Origin of the sequence: Acinetobacter sp. YH12156 (genome assembly GCF_013418235.1) — a bacterium.
In the GTDB taxonomy this organism is placed as follows: Bacteria; Pseudomonadota; Gammaproteobacteria; order Pseudomonadales; family Moraxellaceae; genus Acinetobacter; species Acinetobacter pseudolwoffii.
The window spans coordinates 502589-521914 of the sequence record NZ_VPCL01000001.1; the positions used below are offsets into that span (position 1 = coordinate 502589).

17 protein-coding genes are annotated in these 19326 nt (G+C 43.7%); 10 read left to right on the top strand and 7 right to left on the bottom strand.

All coding sequences use genetic code 11. From position 1 onward, the window contains the following. Positions 1-75: 75 nt before the first annotated feature. On the top strand, positions 76-786 hold the full coding sequence (locus FTU87_RS02500; protein ID WP_005096941.1) for an HAD family phosphatase: 711 nt from the start codon (positions 76-78) through the stop codon (positions 784-786). A 69-nt stretch (positions 787-855) separates the two neighbouring features. On the opposite strand, the gene FTU87_RS02505 is transcribed toward FTU87_RS02500, so the two are convergent. The 4 genes from FTU87_RS02505 to FTU87_RS02525 all read right to left on the bottom strand — a co-directional run bounded on the left by FTU87_RS02505 (position 856) and on the right by FTU87_RS02525 (position 5620). Further along, complete coding sequence (locus tag FTU87_RS02505) at positions 856-1206, bottom strand: hypothetical protein (protein ID WP_074382760.1); 351 nt, start codon at positions 1204-1206, stop codon at positions 856-858. Positions 1207-1464: 258 nt separating this feature from the next. After that, a complete protein-coding gene (locus FTU87_RS02510) occupies positions 1465-2631 on the bottom strand; it encodes an acyl-CoA desaturase (RefSeq protein ID WP_180096631.1) in 1167 nt (388 codons plus the stop codon). 31 nt (positions 2632-2662) lie between these two features. Then, positions 2663-3685 (bottom strand): flavin reductase family protein, encoded by a 1023-nt coding sequence (locus FTU87_RS15005; protein ID WP_005096945.1) that lies wholly within the window; start codon positions 3683-3685, stop codon positions 2663-2665. Positions 3686-3982: 297 nt separating this feature from the next. Next, on the bottom strand, positions 3983-5620 hold the full coding sequence (locus FTU87_RS02525; RefSeq protein WP_180096633.1) for a long-chain-fatty-acid--CoA ligase: 1638 nt from the start codon (positions 5618-5620) through the stop codon (positions 3983-3985). 471 nt (positions 5621-6091) lie between these two features. Between FTU87_RS02525 and FTU87_RS02530 the strand changes: the two genes are divergently transcribed. Beyond that, positions 6092-7498, top strand: a complete 1407-nt coding sequence (locus FTU87_RS02530) for a PLP-dependent aminotransferase family protein (RefSeq protein WP_180096634.1) — start codon at positions 6092-6094, stop codon at positions 7496-7498. Between the two features lie 62 nt (positions 7499-7560). Here FTU87_RS02530 and FTU87_RS02535 read toward each other — a convergent pair whose 3' ends face one another. The 3 genes from FTU87_RS02535 to FTU87_RS02545 all read right to left on the bottom strand — a co-directional run bounded on the left by FTU87_RS02535 (position 7561) and on the right by FTU87_RS02545 (position 11533). Further along, positions 7561-8910, bottom strand: a complete 1350-nt coding sequence (locus FTU87_RS02535; protein WP_180096635.1) for a DcaP family trimeric outer membrane transporter — start codon at positions 8908-8910, stop codon at positions 7561-7563. 108 nt (positions 8911-9018) lie between these two features. Beyond that, positions 9019-10392 carry an aromatic acid/H+ symport family MFS transporter gene (locus FTU87_RS02540; protein WP_180096636.1) on the bottom strand — a complete coding sequence of 458 codons (1374 nt, stop codon included), beginning with the start codon at positions 10390-10392 and terminating at the stop codon, positions 9019-9021. 229 nt (positions 10393-10621) lie between these two features. Next, positions 10622-11533: a LysR family transcriptional regulator gene (locus tag FTU87_RS02545; protein WP_005096953.1), complete on the bottom strand. Its 912-nt coding sequence runs from the start codon at positions 11531-11533 to the stop codon at positions 10622-10624. Between the two features lie 115 nt (positions 11534-11648). Here FTU87_RS02545 and FTU87_RS02550 point away from each other — a divergent pair, with 115 nt between their 5' ends. The 8 genes from FTU87_RS02550 to benE all read left to right on the top strand — a co-directional run bounded on the left by FTU87_RS02550 (position 11649) and on the right by benE (position 19285). Then, positions 11649-12758, top strand: coding sequence for a muconate/chloromuconate family cycloisomerase (locus FTU87_RS02550; RefSeq protein ID WP_005170827.1), 1110 nt, complete (start codon positions 11649-11651; stop codon positions 12756-12758). Between the two features lie 15 nt (positions 12759-12773). Next, entirely contained in the window at positions 12774-13064 is a 291-nt protein-coding gene (catC, locus tag FTU87_RS02555; RefSeq protein WP_005170825.1) for a muconolactone Delta-isomerase, read from the top strand. A gap of 157 nt (positions 13065-13221) precedes the next feature. Beyond that, the gene (gene catA / locus FTU87_RS02560) at positions 13222-14142 is read left to right on the top strand and encodes a catechol 1,2-dioxygenase (RefSeq protein ID WP_005170822.1); all 921 of its coding nucleotides are present in this window, start codon (positions 13222-13224) and stop codon (positions 14140-14142) included. 74 nt (positions 14143-14216) lie between these two features. Continuing rightward, a complete protein-coding gene (gene benA / locus FTU87_RS02565) occupies positions 14217-15605 on the top strand; it encodes a benzoate 1,2-dioxygenase large subunit (protein ID WP_074382752.1) in 1389 nt (462 codons plus the stop codon). Then, complete coding sequence (gene benB, locus FTU87_RS02570) at positions 15602-16093, top strand: benzoate 1,2-dioxygenase small subunit (protein ID WP_100328595.1); 492 nt, start codon at positions 15602-15604, stop codon at positions 16091-16093. The genes benA and benB overlap by 4 nt, the downstream gene beginning before the upstream one ends. 90 nt (positions 16094-16183) lie before the next feature. After that, the gene (gene benC / locus FTU87_RS02575) at positions 16184-17200 is read left to right on the top strand and encodes a benzoate 1,2-dioxygenase electron transfer component BenC (protein ID WP_180096637.1); all 1017 of its coding nucleotides are present in this window, start codon (positions 16184-16186) and stop codon (positions 17198-17200) included. Between the two features lie 24 nt (positions 17201-17224). Then, positions 17225-18010 carry a benzoate diol dehydrogenase BenD gene (gene benD / locus FTU87_RS02580; protein ID WP_074382751.1) on the top strand — a complete coding sequence of 262 codons (786 nt, stop codon included), beginning with the start codon at positions 17225-17227 and terminating at the stop codon, positions 18008-18010. Positions 18011-18070: 60 nt separating this feature from the next. Next, on the top strand, positions 18071-19285 hold the full coding sequence (benE, locus tag FTU87_RS02585; protein ID WP_100328593.1) for a benzoate/H(+) symporter BenE: 1215 nt from the start codon (positions 18071-18073) through the stop codon (positions 19283-19285). Positions 19286-19326 lie beyond the last annotated feature (41 nt).

Consider the following 19326-nt stretch of genomic DNA (forward strand, 5'->3'; position numbering starts at 1 on the left):
CAACTTAAACACGCAAGCTTCATGCTATATACTCAAGCCCACAGAATTAACGATGCAAATTAAGAGAAATATCATATGTTCCAAGGCAAAAAGTTGGTGTGTTTTGATTTGGATGGCACCTTGATTGATTCTGTGGGAGTCTGGAATCAGGTCGATGCTGCGCTGATTCAGGAGTTGGCAAATATTGAAGTCGACTTAAGTCAGATCCAGCAACAGCGCGATCTTCAGCTCAAAAAATTTAAACATCGGCCGGATCCCTATCTGGAATATTGTGCTTATTTAAAAGCGCTTTATGGATTTGCGCCGAATAAAGAAGAAGTAAAAAACCGCCGTTATGCAATTTCACGGCATTTTCTCGATCATGTGGTCGAGCTAAAACCACATGCTGAACGGTTCATTCAAGCCCTGAAACAACAAGGGATTCAGATCGCCCTGACCACAACCACCAGTTTGTTCAATGTGCAGCGTTATCAGGACAATAATCAAAACATTAACAAAAAAATCAGCTTTAATGATGACTTTGCCCTGCTCTTGACCCGTGAAAATGTGCAGAACATCAAGCCGCATCCTGAAGTCTATTTCAATGCCCTTCAGCATTTTCAGGTGCAAGCCGCAGATTGCCTGATTATTGAGGATTCATTAATTGGCGTTGAAGCGGCCAACAATGCAGGAATCGATGTGATTGCAGTTTATGATCAATACTCTGTTCATGAAATAGATTTGATCAAGGTCCAAGCAAATTATTTTGCAGAAGATTTTACTGAGTTATTAAGTTTAGCCCAATAAAAAAAATGCCATGAATCATTGTATTTCATGACATTTTTTTCTGCAGATCTCTGACCTGAGAAGAAAACGTTATTTGGCTTTCTCATAGACTGAGCCTGAACCGACCAGATTTCCTGTTTTTTCATCGATTGCAAAATCAACCATACCTGCACCTGCATTTAACTGAAGTAAGCCATTTTTGCTCACTGCTGCCGGCATCGGATTTTTCTCTTCGGTTTTACCAGTTTCTTTGTCTTTTATGGTGTTAGTAATGAAGTAATTTTCACCATTTTTCGAAATGACCAATACATTTTCAAGTTTTGGATTTTCCAGCGTATTTTTCCAGTTTCCTTGATAATCTGGAGCTGGTGCTTCTGTGAGGTTACAAGCAGTTAAAAGCAGTAATAATGAGATGCCTGAAAAAAATTGAAGATATTTCAAAACTGAGACCTTGATTGTGACAACGCGGCCATTATAGGGACAACCCTCTAGAGCTTAAGCAGGTTGTTGTAGGCAAAGCGTTTCAGCAGTACCGTATCTGTTTTTCTTTGGTGATTTTTTTGAAATATCTCTCCATACTTCATTCATAAAAATGGATGATTCAATTTCTACTAAAACGACAAAAAAGCAAAAAAGTCCCCAATAGACCATGTAAATCTATTGAGGCGTAGCAAACGGGTGAATACCACACATTAAAAATTAGGGCATGATTTTAGATTTAAAGTGGCTCAATACAGATTTAGCAGAGTGGGTTTTTTCAATAATCTGTGCAGTCCAGTGATTCGGCAATGAACATTTGGCCAGACGCACCCAAACAGTAGAAAACTGTTTTATAAAGCTCGCTTCATTATAATGAATGCCATATTCAGCACACAGCGCTTTTACTTTCGGCGCCACCTGCGCATAGCGATTGGCTGGCATGTCCGGAAATAGATGATGTTCAATCTGATGGCTCAAATTACCACTCAAAATATGCAGCCAGTCCGTCCCGGTAAAATTACTCGAACCACGAACCTGGCGTAAATACCACTCAGCACGGGTTTCATTGTCGGTATTGTCCATCTCAAAAGTTTCAGCATCTTCCGTAAAATGACCATTAAAAATCACCGCAGACGCCCACAGACTACGAATTACATTGGCTACAGCATTTCCGGTAAATACCGGAATGGCGTTTGGGCCGGCAATGAGCGGGAAAAATACATAATCTTTTAACACCTGACGTCGCATTTTCTGGCGTAAAGGTGCTGCTTCTTCCCAGACTTCTTTCCAGGTCTTGGTTTTATAGGCAATCACATCTTCCAGATGCAGGCGTTGCAGGCCAACATACCATTCGAAAAATACCATTAACTGAATGCCCAGTGGAATATTGAACAGAAAGCGTGGTTCCCACTTTTGCGATTCACTGACTCGAATCAGCCCATAACCCACATCATGATCCATCCCGACAATATTGGTATAAGTATGATGAATATAGTTGTGCGTGTATTTCCAGTCATCGCCGGTTGAAATCGTATCCCAGTCATAGGTCGCTCCGTTCAGACTCGGATCATTCATCCAGTCGAACTGGCCATGCATGACATTGTGGCCGAGTTCCATATTTTCCACGATTTTGGAAAGACCGAGCAGACCTGTCCCTGCCAGCCATACCGGTGGCAACCAGCCAGCAAACATCAACATGCCTCGGGATGCAATTTCGCTATAACGGACAAAATTACGGATTTTATAAATATAATTGGCGTCTTTTTCACCCAGATCGTCCATGACCTCGCGGCGGATCGCATCGACTTTAGCACCAAACTCCTCAATCTGTTCCGGACTGAGAAATTGCGACTTACTGTGTCGTTTAAAATCAATTTGCATATTCATGGGAGCACCTTTTTATTCGTTTAATACTGGCTTATAAATTAATAACGACTGGACTCATCGCCTGGGAAATACAAAGTTTAATCTGGGTGTTATTGCCATGATCAACCTCACCGGTCAGGACATTACGCACCGAGCCACTGACTTTGGTACAGGAACAGGTATTACAGATTCCCATCCGGCAACCATGAGCAGGACGCAGGCCTGAATTTTCAGCGCTTTCCAGCAAGTTGGACTGAGCCTGAAACACTTGCTGCGATCTTAAAAACTGTACTGGCTGCGCCTTAATTTTTTCATCGACCACAATCTGGAAATATTCCGAATGAAAATTGGATTTCAAATCCAGTTTTTCTACAATTCTAAGTGCAGCCTTCATCATCCCAGCAGAGCCACAGGCATATATTTTTCGTTCTGCAACATCTGGCACCAGTTTTTGCAATAATCTTTGATTCAGATGCTGTTGCTGTTCCCGTGTATTAAAATGATGATATTTCAAGTTTGGATGCATTAAAGCCAGGGTTTTCAATTCAGCATGAAAGGCATCATCGCGAGTAAAATAAATCAGGTCGATCTGTTCCAGGGACTGGATCACTGCTTTTTGCAGCAAGGAATATATTGCAGTAATACCACTGCCGGATGCCAGAAATAAAGTGGGCTGGCTAGAGTTTTGCAGTATAAAGTCACCTTGCGGCTGCGAAATTTCAATGACAGCCCCGATTTGCATCTGGCTCAAGGCGCGTGACACTTTGCCTTGCTGTTTCACCGCAATAATCAAATCACCATTTTTTAATACCGTCACCACAGAATAATATCGCTGATGACGTACACCATCGAGTCTTATTGTTACTGCAATATGCTGGCCAGCCTGAAATGACCTGGCTTTAAAATTATGATTCGGGCGCAAGTGAATCTTGAAAAAGTCAGGACTAATGGCCTGAATGCCCATAATGGCCGCTTTAACTTTTTTAAACGCCCAGGTTGGATGGATTTTTTCACCAATAAAATCAATGAAATCTTCACGAACCCAATGCGGCTGATAGGTCGGCATACTTGTCATTTTTATCCCCTTATCCGCAGACAGTAATATTAATGTACAACTGTCTATTTATTATATTGTCAGCATAAAGCGTTTTATAATTCAGACCATATCAATACAGGTCAAATTATGTGCTTATCAAACATAATAGAGCTTTTTGTCGGACAATATGAAGCAAAAGCATCTGCTGAAACTGTAGTTTTTTAGAAAAAGGGATTTTTATATCTGTTAATTCTGCTAACTCTATATAAAAAACTGACTCCTGTATAGAAGTCAGTTTCAATCATTCACTTTGATTATCAGATTCAATGTAAAACTCTAGCCTGCTGCTTGTTCCATGAGAATAGCGCCATAGAGTTCCCGCAAATCTTTTTTCAGCATCTTTCCAGTTCCACTTAGTGGAATTGAGTCTACAAAAACCACTCTGTCTGGAACCTGCCATTTAGCGACTTTATCATGATAATAATCAAGAAGATCAGCTTCACTAATTTGACTCTCTGGTTTCTTGATGGCAATCAATACCGGACGTTCATCCCACTTTGGATGCTGGGCGGCAATCACCGCCGCCATCGCAATTTCCGGATGGCCCATGGCAATATTTTCCAGATCCACCGATGAAATCCATTCGCCGCCAGACTTGATTAAATCTTTGGAACGGTCACTGAGTTTTACAAAACCATCTTGATTCAGCGTGCCAATATCCCCTGTATCTAACCAACCATCCTCAGTCAATGGAGATTCTTGCTTACCGAAATACTTATTAATAACCCAGTGCCCTTTCACCTGTAAACTTCCGATAGTTTCACCATCTCGTTCAATTTCATGCGTACATTTTTCTACATCAGTTAAACGTACACTAACCCCAAATGGCGGTCGGCCTTGAGACAGACGAATCTGCTGTTTTTCTTCATCTGATAGCTGCAAATGTTTGGCTTTGAGCTGATTGGCAGTAGCCACTGGACCTGTTTCCGTCATGCCCCAAGCATGAATTGTTTCACAGTTAAACTGCTCTTTGAAAGTTCGTAACATTGCCGGTGGACAGGCCGATCCTCCGATTACATTACGTTTCAGACTTTCCAGCTTGGAACCTGACTGGTTTGCTGCGGCAATCAAACCCTGCCAGATGGTTGGCACGCCAAGCGCCACTGAAACTTTATACGTATCAATCAGATTCACCAGACTAACACCATCAAGACCTGGCCCCGGCAGTACCAGCGTACATCCCACCATGGCCGCCGCGTATGGCGTGCCCCATGCATTCACATGGAACATCGGCACCACTGGCAACATAATATCGGCAGCCGAGACATTTAGTGAGTCCGGTAAAATGATGGCATAGCTATGTAATACAGTAGAGCGATGACTATATAGCACGCCTTTAGGGTTGCCCGTGGTTCCTGATGTATAGCACAGTGAACTGGCTGAGTTTTCATCAATGATTGGCCATTCAAATTCTGTGTGTTGACTGGAAATCAGATCATCATAAAATTGTACTTCTGGAATGGCTTCAGTGACGCTCGGATCGGCAGCATCCAGACAGATAAAATGCTCGACTGAGGTCAGCAGCGGTTTTACCGCTTTGATTAAAGGTACAAATGTTTTATCAAAGATGACCACACGATCTGCCGCATCATTCATAATAAAAATCAGCTGCTCCGGAAACAGGCGCGGATTAATGGTATGACAGACCAGACCGCTGCCAGAAATAGCATACCAGGACTCTAAATGGCGATGATTATTCCAGGCAATGGTGGCAACCCGATCTCCCTGTTCCAAGCCGAGTTGTTGCAATACCTTGGCAAAACGTTTCGAGTTTTGATGAATTTCGCCCCAGTTGGTCACCTTAATGCTGGTGTCGGTATTTTTGGAAATTACCTCGGTATCGGCATGATAGCGTCCTGCATGTTCAATCATGCTGCTGATCAGTAAAGGCTGAAACATCATATTTCCGAGCATTGTCCACTCCTTTGTGCTTGTTATTGGTCCGTGTATTCGTATCGTTGTTATATATACATGATGGTTCGGTCTAAGACCGTGACATAGTTTTTATCATCATGTGGACTGAATTTAGCAAGTAAATCTGAATTTGTAAGTATCGAATTGTGACAAATTAAGAGAAGTGACTCAGGCGTATAAAAATTAGAATACGATTGATGGAGAGGTAGAGAATTTCCCTAGAAAGGTTGAGACCTGATATTCAATTTAATGATCATGTATTGAGTTCATGTCGACCCGATTAATACAACCATCCCATTTGAATGGAAATATTTACTTGGATACTGATCTTAGAAGAACAGTACAGCAGATCGATAGAACGCCAGCTTGAAAATAGACTGACAACCACATTAACCTTAATTTGTTATATTGAGCATCTTGAAATATGCTATAAATCAAAATAATTAGAACAGTCTTAGTTCAAGCAAGTGTATGTATAAGTCTGAAAAACTGGCGCAGAATATCCGTCAGATGATTGAAAACGGCGTATGGAGGGTACATGAAAAATTACCTTCACTCCGCGAACAGACCCAATTGTCTGGCTATAGCCTGATGACGGTACTCAATGCTTATCAGGAACTTGAAGCGCAAGGTCTGGTTTATGCCAGAGATAAATCCGGCTATTACGTTGCAGAGCGTTCTACAGATCTGGTCAACAGCAAACAACCAATCCAGATTAGTTTAAGCCCAAAAGTTCAAATCAACTCTGTGGTATTTAATTATTTAAAATCGATCCAAGCAGCAGAAATTGTGCCTTTTGGTTCCGCATTTCCCAATGCAGAGCTGTTATATAACGCCAAATTTATGCAGATTCTGGCGCAGCAGGCCAAAAGAAAAAGCAGTTATAACAACCAGAATCATATGCCGCCTGGCAATCAGGATTTACGCCAACTGATTGCTAATCGTTACCAGTTACAAGGCATTGCTTGCCATGCAGATGACATTGTCATTACATCTGGAGCATTAGAAGCACTGAATCTGTCTTTACAGGCATTGACCCAACTCGGTGATTTTATCCTGCTGCAACAAACCATATTTTATGGGGCCTGGCAGGCAGCCGAGCGTTTGGGGCTACAGGTGATTACTATCCCTGAGCATCCGCAATTCGGTTTTGATCTAGCATCATTTGAACAGGCTTTGAAACAGTATCCGATCAAGGTGTGCTGGCTAATGCTGAACGCGCATAATCCGATTGGCTTTACTGTTAGTTCGGAAATTAAACAGAGAATTGCTGAACTTTTGTATGAATATCAGGTCTATTTAATCGAAGATGATGTTTATCAGGAATTGAATTATGGTTCATCCAAACCGCTACCGGTTAAATATTTTGACCAGCATCAGATGGTGCTGCACTGTGCTTCATTTTCCAAAACACTAGGCATGGGCGCACGCGTCGGTTGGGTCTATGCCGGTCCATTTTCCGATGCCATTCAGCATTTGCAGCTCATGAGCACTTTAACGGTCAGTCCCTTACTCCAGAACACGCTGGTAGAATTTATTTCGCATCATCATTATGAAAAACATTTACGACAGCTAAGATATAATCTGGAAAAATATAAAAAGAAATTTTATCAGGAACTTAAAGCACGTTTGGGAAGCATCTGTGAAATTTACTATTATTCTAGTGGTTATTTTCTCTGGATTGAATTGCCGAAACAACTGGATGCCCAGGCGCTCTATGAACAGTTGCTGCTGCAGCATATTTCAATTGCCCCTGCACTGCTGTTTAAACCGGATCATGCCAGTCAGCATTATATGCGCCTGAATTGTTCTTTTGAATGGACCGCCGAGATAGAAAATGCAGTGAATCTTTTAGCAGATACCATTCAGCAGAAATAGAAAAGCGTGAATGAGTTCATCCACGCTTTTTTTAGGTCAAGATACCCGAATTTACAAGCATCTTAGAAGTTGTAAATGGCAACCGCATTGATTCGGTTGTCTTCACCTTTGTCACTGCCATTTGTAGCTGGAGCTAAAGCTGTACGTTCACCATAGACATATTCCAGACCAAAACTGAGTGGCTTGGTTGGGCTATAGAACACGTTTGCCCACGCTTGCCAGAGGTCTTTGTTGGCTCTAGTTGCATTAGATTGCGCTGCATCAGCTGGCGTCGAAGCAATAAGCGCATCGGTATAACGTTGATCATCATCAAAACTCATATAACCATAGCCTAAAGTACCGCGCAACTTGTCATTAAATTGCTGGGTTAAGCCCACCGAAATCGAATCGAATTCACTTTGTAACAGATCACCATTTACAGCTGTAATTACACCCGTATTGGCATTCGAGATAAAGCTACTATCGCCTTTGACATGATAGTAGTCGGCTTTTAAAGTCGTCCCCGGCACAATGTCATATTTCGCCCCCAGCCCCACGCCCCACGCCATTTCTTCATCTTCATTCACGCGCTTTTCATTCCCCATCGCACGGGCGCTGACGCTCAGATTATCCGCAAATTTATGATTTAAACGCGCTGTTAAAGCAGGCAAACGCTGTTTAATACCCGTAATGGTTGCATCTTTTGGATCTTCTACTGCCAGTACCAGATTGGTTGCTGGACTGAATGTGCTGGTATAACGAACCTGCGGCGTACGTTTAATCGAACCCCCAGCATAAGCCAAAGCATCGACAGTTTCTGGCAAATAATCCGGCACTGCAAAGTTTGACCAGGTTTGACCAATTAACCAGTTGGCATAGCTCATATAAGCATGACGGATACGTAAATTATCAAATTTATCACCACCAAGGAAATCTACCTCAATTTTACCGCTCAGGGCTTTGTCACCAGCACCAACCGGTGCTTTAAAGTCCATGCCTAAACGGGTAGCAGAAAGTGTTGATTTGAACTCATCACTGCGCTCGCCTACACCTTCAAGTGGAACAGTATTAATCTGGTTATACATACGTGCAGATGAACCGCCTTCAGCCTGATAAGAGGCATCGGCACGAATATTTCCATAAAGATTAAATTCGGCACCACTGGCAATTTTCATGACAGGTTTGCTAGCTGGAGCAGGTGTTGCTGCAACATGTGCAGTGACCACAGCCGTCTGTCTTTGCTGTTGCTCAACCAGTGCGCGTAGAGCCTGAACTTCTTGGCGCAGTTGTTCAATTTCCTGCTGACTGCTTTGCGTGGTTTGTGCTTGAACCGATAAGCTCATGCTCCCCATACTGATTGCAATCATGCTCATCAAAAGCGTGTGTTTTCGTGTTGGCTTATTGATTGTTGTGGTGAATAGTGTCGTGTTCATCCTAAACTCGCTTTTTATTGTTCGACTAGATTCTAGCAACAGATCACCACCCGTTACGATGGCGATCTATATCATTGACGATATTATATTGATTAATTGAAGTTTAACTTATTGGGTCGCGTTCTCAGCCACAGGATTTGGCTTCATGCTAGATCTTGCAAGGGCTTGCGCATCTACTGAGGTCTTTAAGTTGACCAGGAAAATCGCAAGTGCAGCAATCACACCAGGAATCGCAATAGCAAAGAAGTTCATTTGATGCGGTAAATTCATGGTTAATAAAGCACCAGTCAATACCGGACCAACAATCGCACCAATACGTCCAATACCTGATGCCCAGCCCATGCCTGTAGAACGTACAGTCGATGGATAATATTGTGCAACAAAGGTATAGAGTAGAATTTGCGAGCCAATTGTTGCAGCACCCGCCACAGCAATCAGGGTGTATAGGACGAATTGCGGACTGTTAAAGCCAAGCAGAATCAGGGCCAGCGCACCACATAAGAACATGATGGTCAGTACTTTCTTGATATGGAAGCGATCTGCCAGATATCCACCACCGATTGCACCGATCATGCCACCAATATTTAAGGCAAACAGGAAGATCATGCTGGCACCAAGCGAGTAACCGGCCTGAATCATCAGTTTTGGCAACCAGCTGCCCAATGCGTATACCATTAACAGGCACATAAAGAACGCTAGCCAGAACATGAACGTACTGAAACTGCGGCCCTGTTGGAAAAGTGCTTTTAATGGCGCTTCATCACCTTTCTGCACTTCATTCAGTACAAATTGAGTATCATGGGTAATGACCTGTTCCGGAGATATTTTTTGAATAATATCGTGCGCTTGGGAGGTCTGATTTTTGTTGGTCAGGTACATCAGCGATTCTGGCAAATATTTCCATAGAAGCGGTAAAAGCAATAATGGAATACCAGCAAGCAAGAACATGATTTTCCAGCCAAATTGTGGCACCAGCCATGCACCTAAGAGTGCCGACGTCATTCCACCAATCGCATAACCACTAAACATTAAAGCCACTAGGGTACTACGGATACGTTTAGGCGCATATTCGGTCATCAGTGCGACCACGTTTGGCATCACCCCGCCAATACCTAAGCCCGCCAAGAAACGTAAAATCCCAAATTCAACCGGAGAGGTCGCAAACGCCCCAATAAAAGTGAATCCGCTAAAAATAGCCACACAGATCATAATGGTTTTTTTACGACCTAACTTATCGGACAAGGTTCCAAAAGTCATGGCACCAAACATCATGCCAAAAAGTGCGGTACTGGCCAACAGACCTGCTTGTACTGCACTTAAGCCCCATTCTTGCATCAACAGAGGCAATGCGACGCCATAGATCACCAAGTCATAACCATCAAAAATAATGATCAGCAGACACCAGATTAGGACGCCCCAATGAAAGGGAGTGAATTTAGCTTCATCAATCAGCGTATTTATATTCACCTTATTTGTAGACATCTCCACCTCCATATTGTGAAGTTCATTCAATGAATGCCACAATGAAGAAGATGCAGCAGAATGTCCAAAACTCAATAGGCATGCCTTTATACCTATAAAGTCTGATTCAGGCTAAGCATTTAAATTAATTAAAAAATATATTATTGAATCGTGGAATATTTTTTAACATAGGCCGATAAACTTGCCAAGAGCTGCTGATTGCTGTTCCTCTTGAGAGGATTGATTGGACTTAAAACACCGAACGATCATACTTTAATGCTTCAAGATCATAGACTTGATAGACAGCATCAAATAGGTAGCGGATATATTCACTTTCATCCATATTACGCATGGCCATAAATACAGGACTCACAGCAAATGCATCTGCTAAAGGTATAAAGTTGAGATGGGCCAATTTAATATTTTGTGCACTTTCCGGCGCGATACAAACACCCTCTCCCGCCGCTACAAAACCGAGTGCCAGCTGCAATTCGCGTACAATCCGCAGATTTTTAGGCTCTAATCCATACTCAGAAAATATGCCGCGCACCTGGGTGGCAAAATTAGCCTTTCCCGTATTCGGATATAAAAACAACTGCTGATCGACCAGTTCAGATAAATGTAGGCTCTCACGTTGAGCCAATACATGACTGGCATGCGCTGCCACCACTAGACGCTCTTCACGCAACAACACCCGCTTTATGGCCGGATCCGAGATTCTTAAGCGGCCAAAACCGACATCTATACGGCCTTCTTTGAGGGCCTGAATCTGTTCATAAGTATTCATTTCCATCATCTCGATTTTGAGATAAGGATGCTGCTGTTTAAACAAAAACAGAATACGCGACAGCAAACCGAACAATAAAGAACCAACAAAACCGATGGTAATGGTGCGATCTGCAATGCCGATGCGCTTGGTCATCGACTTAATCTCTTCCGCATTAGACAAAAGTTTAACAGCGTGCTGATAGAAGAACTGACCTGCTTCTGTGGTCTTCAATGGACGGCTACCACGCTCAAATAACTGAATATCCAGCTCTGCTTCAAGGTTTTGGATCTGTCTGCTTAAAGGAGGCTGAGCAATAAATAGTTTTTCTGCCGCTTTAGTAAAACTTTGCTCTTCTACCACTGCAACAAAATAGCGTAAATGTCTAAGTTCCATGATCTAGAATACCTTTAAAGTATAAAAAAATGCTAAATCGATCTTAGACCAATCAACATTATTCTTTTAAGGTATATCAAATCGAAGCATTAAAGCAAGAATGTGAATCCGTATTATGTATAAGTCAGTTGAAACCTTGCTGGTAGAAATCCCGACCATTCGCCCTCACAAGATGGCTGTGGCGACGATGCAAACCCAGACCCTGGTCTTAGTTAAAATCACCACTGAAGATGGTTATATCGGTTGGGGTGAGGCAACGACGATCGGCGGCTTAGGTTATGGTGATGAAAGCCCGGAAAGCGTTAAAGTCAATATTGAAACTTATTTCGCCCCCCTTTTAAAGACATTATCCGGTTTAAATGTTGCACAAACATTACAAGCGATCAAAAAGAATATTAATGGTAACCGTTTTGCCAAATGCGCGATTCAGACTGCCCTGCTAGATATTCAGGCACAGCGCATGCAGCAGCCGCTCAGTGAAGTCTTAGGTGGCCGCTTACGTGACAGTATTCCAGTGCTTTGGGTCTTGGCTTCAGGCAATACAGAAAAAGATATTGCTGAAGCAGAAAAAATGATTGCAGCAAAACGCCATAACATTTTCAAACTCAAAATTGGTTCCCGTCCAGTTGAAGAAGATGTTGAGCATGTGCTGGCGATTAAAAAAGCCCTGGGCAAAGACATTTCGATTCGTGTCGATGTCAACCGTGCCTGGTCAGAATTAGACGCCATTAAAGGAATTCAGTTGCTGCAAGACGGCGGTGTTGATCTGATTGAGCAGCCATGTGCGATTGATAACCTCGATGCAATGCGCCGTCTCACCCGACGTTTTGATATTGCCATCATGGCAGACGAATCTTTAATGGGCCCACATTCAGCCTATGAAATTGCAAAACAAAACGGTTCATCTGTTTTTGCAGTGAAAGTTGCCCAGTCAGGTGGTCTGATCGAAGGTTGTGAAGTCGGAAATATTGCCAAACTTGCAGGAATCGATCTGTACGGCGGCACCATGCTGGAAGGTCCGGTCGGCACGATTGCTTCGGCACATGTATTTTCAACCTTTGAAACATTAGCTTTTGGTACTGAACTGTTTGGTCCTTTGCTACTGACTGAAGATATTTTGAAAACCCCACTCAACTATCAAAACTTTGAACTTGAGATTCCGAAAGGATCTGGTCTGGGGATTGAGTTGGATGAAAACAAGATTGACAACTTGCGTCGTCAATAATTCGAGGAGATACCCATGCTTTTCCATGTACGGATGGACGTGAACATTCCACAGGATATGCCAGTGGAACAGGCCAATGAAATCAAGGCCATTGAAAAAGCCTATTCCCACGACTTGCAACGTCAGGGTAAATGGCGCCATATCTGGCGAATCACTGGCCAGTATTCAAACATCAGTATTTTTGATGTTGAAAGCAATGAAGAATTGCACAGCCTGCTTCAGGGCCTGCCACTCTATCCCTATATGAAGATCGAAGTGATGGCATTGAATCGTCACCCTTCTTCTATTCGTGATGACGACAGCTAATTAAGAATATGGGAATTGGGGAATAACGTTATTCCCCTTCCCACAGCAAGACCAGAGGGTAACCAAACAAGGATTGTGGCCAGCAAGATTTAGCCAGCCAGAGCAAGCTAAACAGCGCGCCACATAAAAGAATGTAGATATACTGAGGAGTAATAGTATGAATCGCCAAGAAATTGATGCATTAGTAAAACAAATGAATGTCGACACTGCGACAGGTCCTGTAGATGAGCGTGTACAGCAAATTACTGTACGTTTACTCGGTGATCTTTTCCAGGCGATCGAAGATCTTGATATTTCACAAACTGAATTGTGGAAAGGTCTTGAATACTTTACTGATGCAGGCCAAGCAAACGAGCTAGGTCTATTGGCTGCAGGTTTGGGTCTAGAGCATTACTTGGACCTACGTGCTGATGAAGCAGATGCAAAAGCAGGAATTAGCGGTGGTACACCACGTACCATTGAAGGCCCACTTTATGTCTCAGGTGCACCAGAGTCAGTTGGCTTTGCACGTATGGATGATGGTTCTGAATCAGACAAAATCCCAACGTTGATCATTGAAGGGACAGTGACGGATACTGAAGGCAATATCATCGAAGGCGCTAAAGTTGAAATTTGGCATGCCAACAGCCTAGGGAACTATTCATTCTTTGATAAGTCACAGTCTGATTTCAACTTACGTCGCTCTATCTTCAGTGACCAAGACGGCAAATACGTTGCACTCACAACAATGCCGGTCGGTTATGGCTGCCCTCCAGAAGGTACAACTCAGTTTGTACTGGACAAATTAGGCCGTCACGGTAACCGTCCATCGCATGTGCATTACTTCGTATCTGCACCGGGCTACCGCAAGCTGACCACTCAATTCAACATCGAAGGCGACCAGTACCTGTGGGATGACTTTGCATTCGCAACCCGTGAAGGCCTGGTGGCAACTGCGGTGGATGTGACTGATGAAGCTGAAATTGCAAAACGTGGCTTAAAAGGTCCTTTCAAACACATCCAGTTCGATATTGAACTTGTCAAAGAACAAGCTGCTGCACCAACGACTGAAGTTGATCGTCGCCGCGCTAGCGCTTAATACAACTATAGAAGCGGGGTATGTTTCAAAGATATATCCCGCTGACTTCCCCCCAGGAAAGTCGGAGAAAGGACATGCCTCGTATTCCCGTAATTAACACCAGCCATTTAGATCGCATTGACGAATTGCTGGTGGATGATTTTGAATCTGGTGAATTTAAACTGCACCGTTCAGTATTCACAGATCAAGCCCTGTTTGACCTAGAGATGAAATACATCTTTGAAAGCAACTGGGTTTATCTGGCACATGAAAGCCAGATTCCAAACAACAACGATTTCTATACCACTTATATGGGTCGTCAACCCATTATCATTGCACGTAACCGTCAAGGTGAACTGAATGCAATGATTAATGCCTGTTCGCATCGCGGTGCACAGTTGTGCCGTAACAAGAAAGGCAATAAAGCGACCTATACTTGCCCATTCCATGGCTGGACTTTCAATAACTCCGGTAAGTTATTAAAGGTTAAAGACCCGGCTGAGGCAGGTTATTCAGACTGTTTTAATAAAGACGGTTCACATGACCTGAAAAAAGTAGCGCGCTTTGAAAACTATAAAGGCTTCCTGTTTGGTAGTTTGAATCCGGATGTTCCTTCTCTGGAAGAATACCTGGGTGAAGCAACCAAAATCATTGACATGATCGTGGGTCAGTCTGAGCAAGGTCTGGAAGTATTACGTGGTTCTTCAACTTATACCTATGAAGGCAACTGGAAGTTAACTGCTGAAAACGGTGCCGATGGTTATCACGTGTCTGCTGTACACTGGAACTATGCTGCCACGACTCAGCAACGTAAAGAAAAAGAAGCGGGTGACAATATCCGTGCCATGAGCGCAGGTTCATGGGGTAAACAAGGCGGTGGTTCTTACGGCTTTGAACATGGTCACATGCTACTTTGGACGCAATGGGCCAACCCGGAAGACCGCCCTAACTTTGCCAAGAAAGATGAATACACCGAGCAATATGGCGAAGCCATGGCGAAATGGATGATCGAACGTTCACGTAACCTGTGTATCTATCCAAACGTTTACTTCATGGATCAGTTCGGTTCACAAATTCGTGTACTGCGCCCGATTTCTGTCGATAAGACTGAAGTGACCATCTACTGTATCGCGCCTGTCGGTGAAGAGCCTGAAGCGCGTACACGTCGTATCCGTCAGTATGAGGATTTCTTTAACGCATCAGGTATGGCAACGCCAGACGATCTTGAAGAATTCCGTGCCTGTCAGGCCGGTTATGCCGGTATCGCGCTGGAATGGAACGATATGTGTCGCGGTTCAAAACACTGGATCCATGGTCCGGACGATGCAGCGAACGAAATCGGTTTAAAACCAAAACTGTCTGGTATTAAAACTGAAGATGAAGGTCTGTATCTGGCTCAGCATCAATACTGGTTAGAACTGATCAAGAAAGGTATTGCGTCCGAGAAAGAAATTGCAGCATCGACTGAAGGAGAAAACGCATGAGCGACATCACTTTAGAAAATATTGCGCAGTTCCTGTATCAGGAAGCACGCTTTTTAGATGATGAGCAATGGGATGACTGGTTAACTTGTTATGCCCCTACTGCGTCTTTCTGGATGCCAGCCTGGGATGATGACGACAAACTGACCACAGATCCACAGTCTGAAATCTCGTTGATTTACTACCCGGACCGTCAAGGACTTGAAGACCGTGTGTTCCGTATCAAGACTGAACGTTCGTCTGCAACCATGCCGGACACACGTACCTGCCATAACCTCAGCAATATTGAAATTGTAGAACGTGAGGGTGACAAAGTGACTGTACGTTTTAACTGGAACACTTTGAGTTTCCGTTACAAAAACAGCTACAGCTATTTCGGTATGTCTCGTTATGAAATCGATTTCTCAGGCGATAAACCACAAATTTTAAGCAAATACGTGGTACTGAAAAACGATTACATCAACCAGGTTATCGACATTTATCACCTCTAAGACTGTTTTTACAGCTAGGTTATGCCTTTCGGTCAGATGGAAAATTGGCTGAAAGGCTCAGTTACAAAGATTTATATAGGATATTCAGCCATGTCAAACCACAATGTTGCACTTCAATTTGAAGATGGCGTTACACGTTTTATTTCTGTTTCAGATGGTGAAACACTGTCGGATGCAGCTTACCGTCAAAAGATCAATATTCCTTTGGACTGCCGTGATGGTGCTTGTGGAACGTGTCGTGCGTTTTGTGAATCAGGTTCATTTGACATGCCTGAAGAAACTTATATTGAAGATGCTTTAACGCCTGAAGAAGCCGCTGAAGGCTTTATTCTGGCTTGCCAATGTAAACCAACTTCAGATGCAGTGTTCCAGATTCAGGCGTCTTCAGAAGTCTGCAAAACTGAAATTCACGCTTTCCAAGGTACTTTGGCGCGTGTCGAAAACCTGTCTGACTCGACCATTACTTTTGACATCCAGTTAGATGAAGGTCAACCGGATATTCATTTCCTGGCAGGTCAATATGTCAATGTCGGTATCCCGGGAACGACTGAAACCCGTTCTTATTCATTCAGTTCAAAACCAGGTAACCGTTTAACCGGGTTTGTGGTACGTAACGTGCCAAACGGTAAAATGAGTGAATTTTTAAGCGTCAATGCCAAAGCTGGCGACAAAATGACTTTCACGGGTCCATTTGGTAGCTTCTACCTGCGTAATGTGACCCGTCCAGTGCTGATGCTGGCGGGTGGTACAGGGATCGCGCCGTTTATGTCGATGCTGCAAGTCTTAGAAGAAAAAGGTTCAGAACATCCAGTGCGTCTGGTGTTTGGTGTGACCAATGATTTTGACCTGGTGGCGATTGAAAAACTAAATGAGCTGCAGGATAAATTCCCTTGGTTCGAATACCGTACTGTGATTGCGAATCCAGAATCTAATCATGAGCGTAAAGGCTATGTGACCGGTCATATCGAAAAAGAATGGCTCAATGCGGGTGATGTGGATATTTATCTGTGTGGTCCTGTGCCAATGGTTGAAGCAGTTCGCGGCTGGTTAGATGCTGAAGGCGTTAAACCTGCAAACTTCCTGTTTGAAAAATTCTCTGCAAACTAAGTTCAGACTGAACCGGAGAATAGAATGAACCGTTCAAAAAGATTTGAAAATAAAGTCGTGATCGTGACCGGTGCTGCCCAAGGCATCGGGCGCGGTGTGGCGCTGCAAGTGGCAAACGAAGGCGCACAAGTCGTCATGGCGGATCTTTCCCCTTTTGTAGAGGAAGTTCTGGCTGAAATTGAAGCCACTGGCGGTGATGCGATTACTGTCAAAGCCAATCTGGAAACCTTTGCCGGCGCAGAATCTGTTGTCGCCAAAGCGCTGCAAACTTATGGCCGTGTCGATGTCCTGATCAACAATGTTGGCGGCGCGATTTGGATGAAACCTTTTGAAGAATTTTCTGAAGAGGAAATTATCAAGGAGGTGAACCGCTCACTGTTCCCAACGCTGTGGTGCTGCCGTGCAGTTCTTCCAGAAATGATTAAAAATCAGAAAGGTACAATTGTAAACGTATCTTCTATTGCCACACGTGGTATTAACCGTGTTCCATATTCAGCATCTAAAGGTGGTGTGAACGGTTTGACCGCTTCCCTCGCCTTTGAACATGCCAAAGATGGAATTCGTGTCAATGCGATTGCAACTGGCGGTACCGAAGCACCACCGCGTAAAGTGCCACGCAATGCCAATCCGCTGACTGAATCAGAAAAAGACTGGATGCAGCAAGTGGTTGATCAGACCATTGACCGTACTTTTATGGGTCGCTACGGTACGATTCAGGAACAGGTGAATGCCATTGTATTCCTGGCTTCGGATGAATCATCGTACATGACTGGTACCGTCGTACCGGTCGGTGGTGGTGATCAGGGCTAAATCCTGATCATGACTTTTTTTTAACAGGATCATGGTTTGACGCAAGGAGGCACATCACCAATGAACACCCTGTTTCAGACATTAAAAAATGATTGGTCAATTTCAGCAACTGTTGCAGGATTTTTAGCAGTACTGATTTCCTATTCAGGCCCACTAATCATTTTTTTCCAGGCTGCTCAACAAGCCCAAGTTTCCCCAGACATGATGATTTCATGGATTTGGGGAATTTCTATTGGTGCTGCACTTGCCGGTATTTTCTTATCGATTAAATACAAAATACCGGTGGTGACTGCCTGGTCTGCACCCGGAACGGCTTTATTAGTCACGCTTTTTCCTGATATTTCGCTCAATGAAGCGGTTGCTGCCTATATCACCTCTGCCGTGGTGATTTTTTTCATTGGGATCACCGGTTATTTCGACAAATTGCTGTCCTGGATTCCTCAGGAAGTGGCTGCCGGAATGATGGCCGGGATTTTATTGCAGTTTGGTTTAGGTCTGTTTACGGCAACCGATACCATGCCCTACATTGTGTTTGGCATGCTGGCAGTATTTTTACTGGCCAAGCGTTTCAGCCCACGCTATGCCATGGTTTGGGTATTGGTGGCAGGTGTGGTTTTAAGTCTGTTACTGGGTAAAATTAACCCGGTGAACGCTGATTTTAGCTTGGCGATTCCACAATTTATTGCCCCGGAATGGACCTGGAACTCTACCTTGAATCTGGCACTACCGTTGATTTTAGTCAGTCTTTCTGGCCAGTTTTTACCAGGCATGAGCATTATCAAGCTCAGCGGTTATGACATGCCGGCCAAACCTATTATTAGTGTGACCAGTATTGCTTCGCTTGCGGTGGCCTGTGTAGGCGGTATTACCATTGTACTGGCCTCAATCACGGCTGCTTTATGTTTGGGTAAAGACGCACATGAGCTGAAAGAAAAACGTTATATCGCCGGTATCGCGAATGGGATTTTCTATATTTTAGGCGGTTTATTTGCCGGCAGCATCGTTATGCTCTTTAGCCTGATGCCTAAAGAATTAATTGCGGCTTTGGCCGGACTGGCATTGCTCGGTGCAATTGCCACCAATATTTCCGTGGCCATGGGCAAAGAATCACAACGTGATGCTGCCCTGATCACATTTTTGGCGACTGCATCTGGTATGCAGTTCCTGGGACTGAGCTCAGTCTTTTGGGGGATTTGTATTGGTTTGGTGGCGCACTTTGTATTGTCACAGAAAGACCGTAATGCTGTTCCGCTTGCAGCATCAGATTCAAAATGAGTTTAAAGACATCCATCAGTTTAGGATATGAAAGGACCAGA

Excerpts from the sequence above, each read along its gene's own strand:
- benB (WP_100328595.1), top strand. The coding sequence starts at position 15,602 with ATGAGCGACATCACTTTAGAAAATATTGCGCAGTTCCTGTATCAGGAA.
- benE (WP_100328593.1), top strand. The coding sequence starts at position 18,071 with ATGAACACCCTGTTTCAGACATTAAAAAATGATTGGTCAATTTCAGCA.
- benC (WP_180096637.1), top strand. The coding sequence starts at position 16,184 with ATGTCAAACCACAATGTTGCACTTCAATTTGAAGATGGCGTTACACGT.
- FTU87_RS02530 (WP_180096634.1), top strand. The coding sequence starts at position 6,092 with ATGTATAAGTCTGAAAAACTGGCGCAGAATATCCGTCAGATGATTGAA.
- benD (WP_074382751.1), top strand. The coding sequence starts at position 17,225 with ATGAACCGTTCAAAAAGATTTGAAAATAAAGTCGTGATCGTGACCGGT.
- FTU87_RS15005 (WP_005096945.1), bottom strand. The coding sequence starts at position 3,685 with ATGACAAGTATGCCGACCTATCAGCCGCATTGGGTTCGTGAAGATTTC.
- catA (WP_005170822.1), top strand. The coding sequence starts at position 13,222 with ATGAATCGCCAAGAAATTGATGCATTAGTAAAACAAATGAATGTCGAC.
- FTU87_RS02540 (WP_180096636.1), bottom strand. The coding sequence starts at position 10,392 with ATGTCTACAAATAAGGTGAATATAAATACGCTGATTGATGAAGCTAAA.
- benA (WP_074382752.1), top strand. The coding sequence starts at position 14,217 with ATGCCTCGTATTCCCGTAATTAACACCAGCCATTTAGATCGCATTGAC.
- FTU87_RS02510 (WP_180096631.1), bottom strand. The coding sequence starts at position 2,631 with ATGAATATGCAAATTGATTTTAAACGACACAGTAAGTCGCAATTTCTC.
- FTU87_RS02500 (WP_005096941.1), top strand. The coding sequence starts at position 76 with ATGTTCCAAGGCAAAAAGTTGGTGTGTTTTGATTTGGATGGCACCTTG.
- FTU87_RS02535 (WP_180096635.1), bottom strand. The coding sequence starts at position 8,910 with ATGAACACGACACTATTCACCACAACAATCAATAAGCCAACACGAAAA.
- FTU87_RS02550 (WP_005170827.1), top strand. The coding sequence starts at position 11,649 with ATGTATAAGTCAGTTGAAACCTTGCTGGTAGAAATCCCGACCATTCGC.
- catC (WP_005170825.1), top strand. The coding sequence starts at position 12,774 with ATGCTTTTCCATGTACGGATGGACGTGAACATTCCACAGGATATGCCA.
- FTU87_RS02545 (WP_005096953.1), bottom strand. The coding sequence starts at position 11,533 with ATGGAACTTAGACATTTACGCTATTTTGTTGCAGTGGTAGAAGAGCAA.
- FTU87_RS02525 (WP_180096633.1), bottom strand. The coding sequence starts at position 5,620 with ATGCTCGGAAATATGATGTTTCAGCCTTTACTGATCAGCAGCATGATT.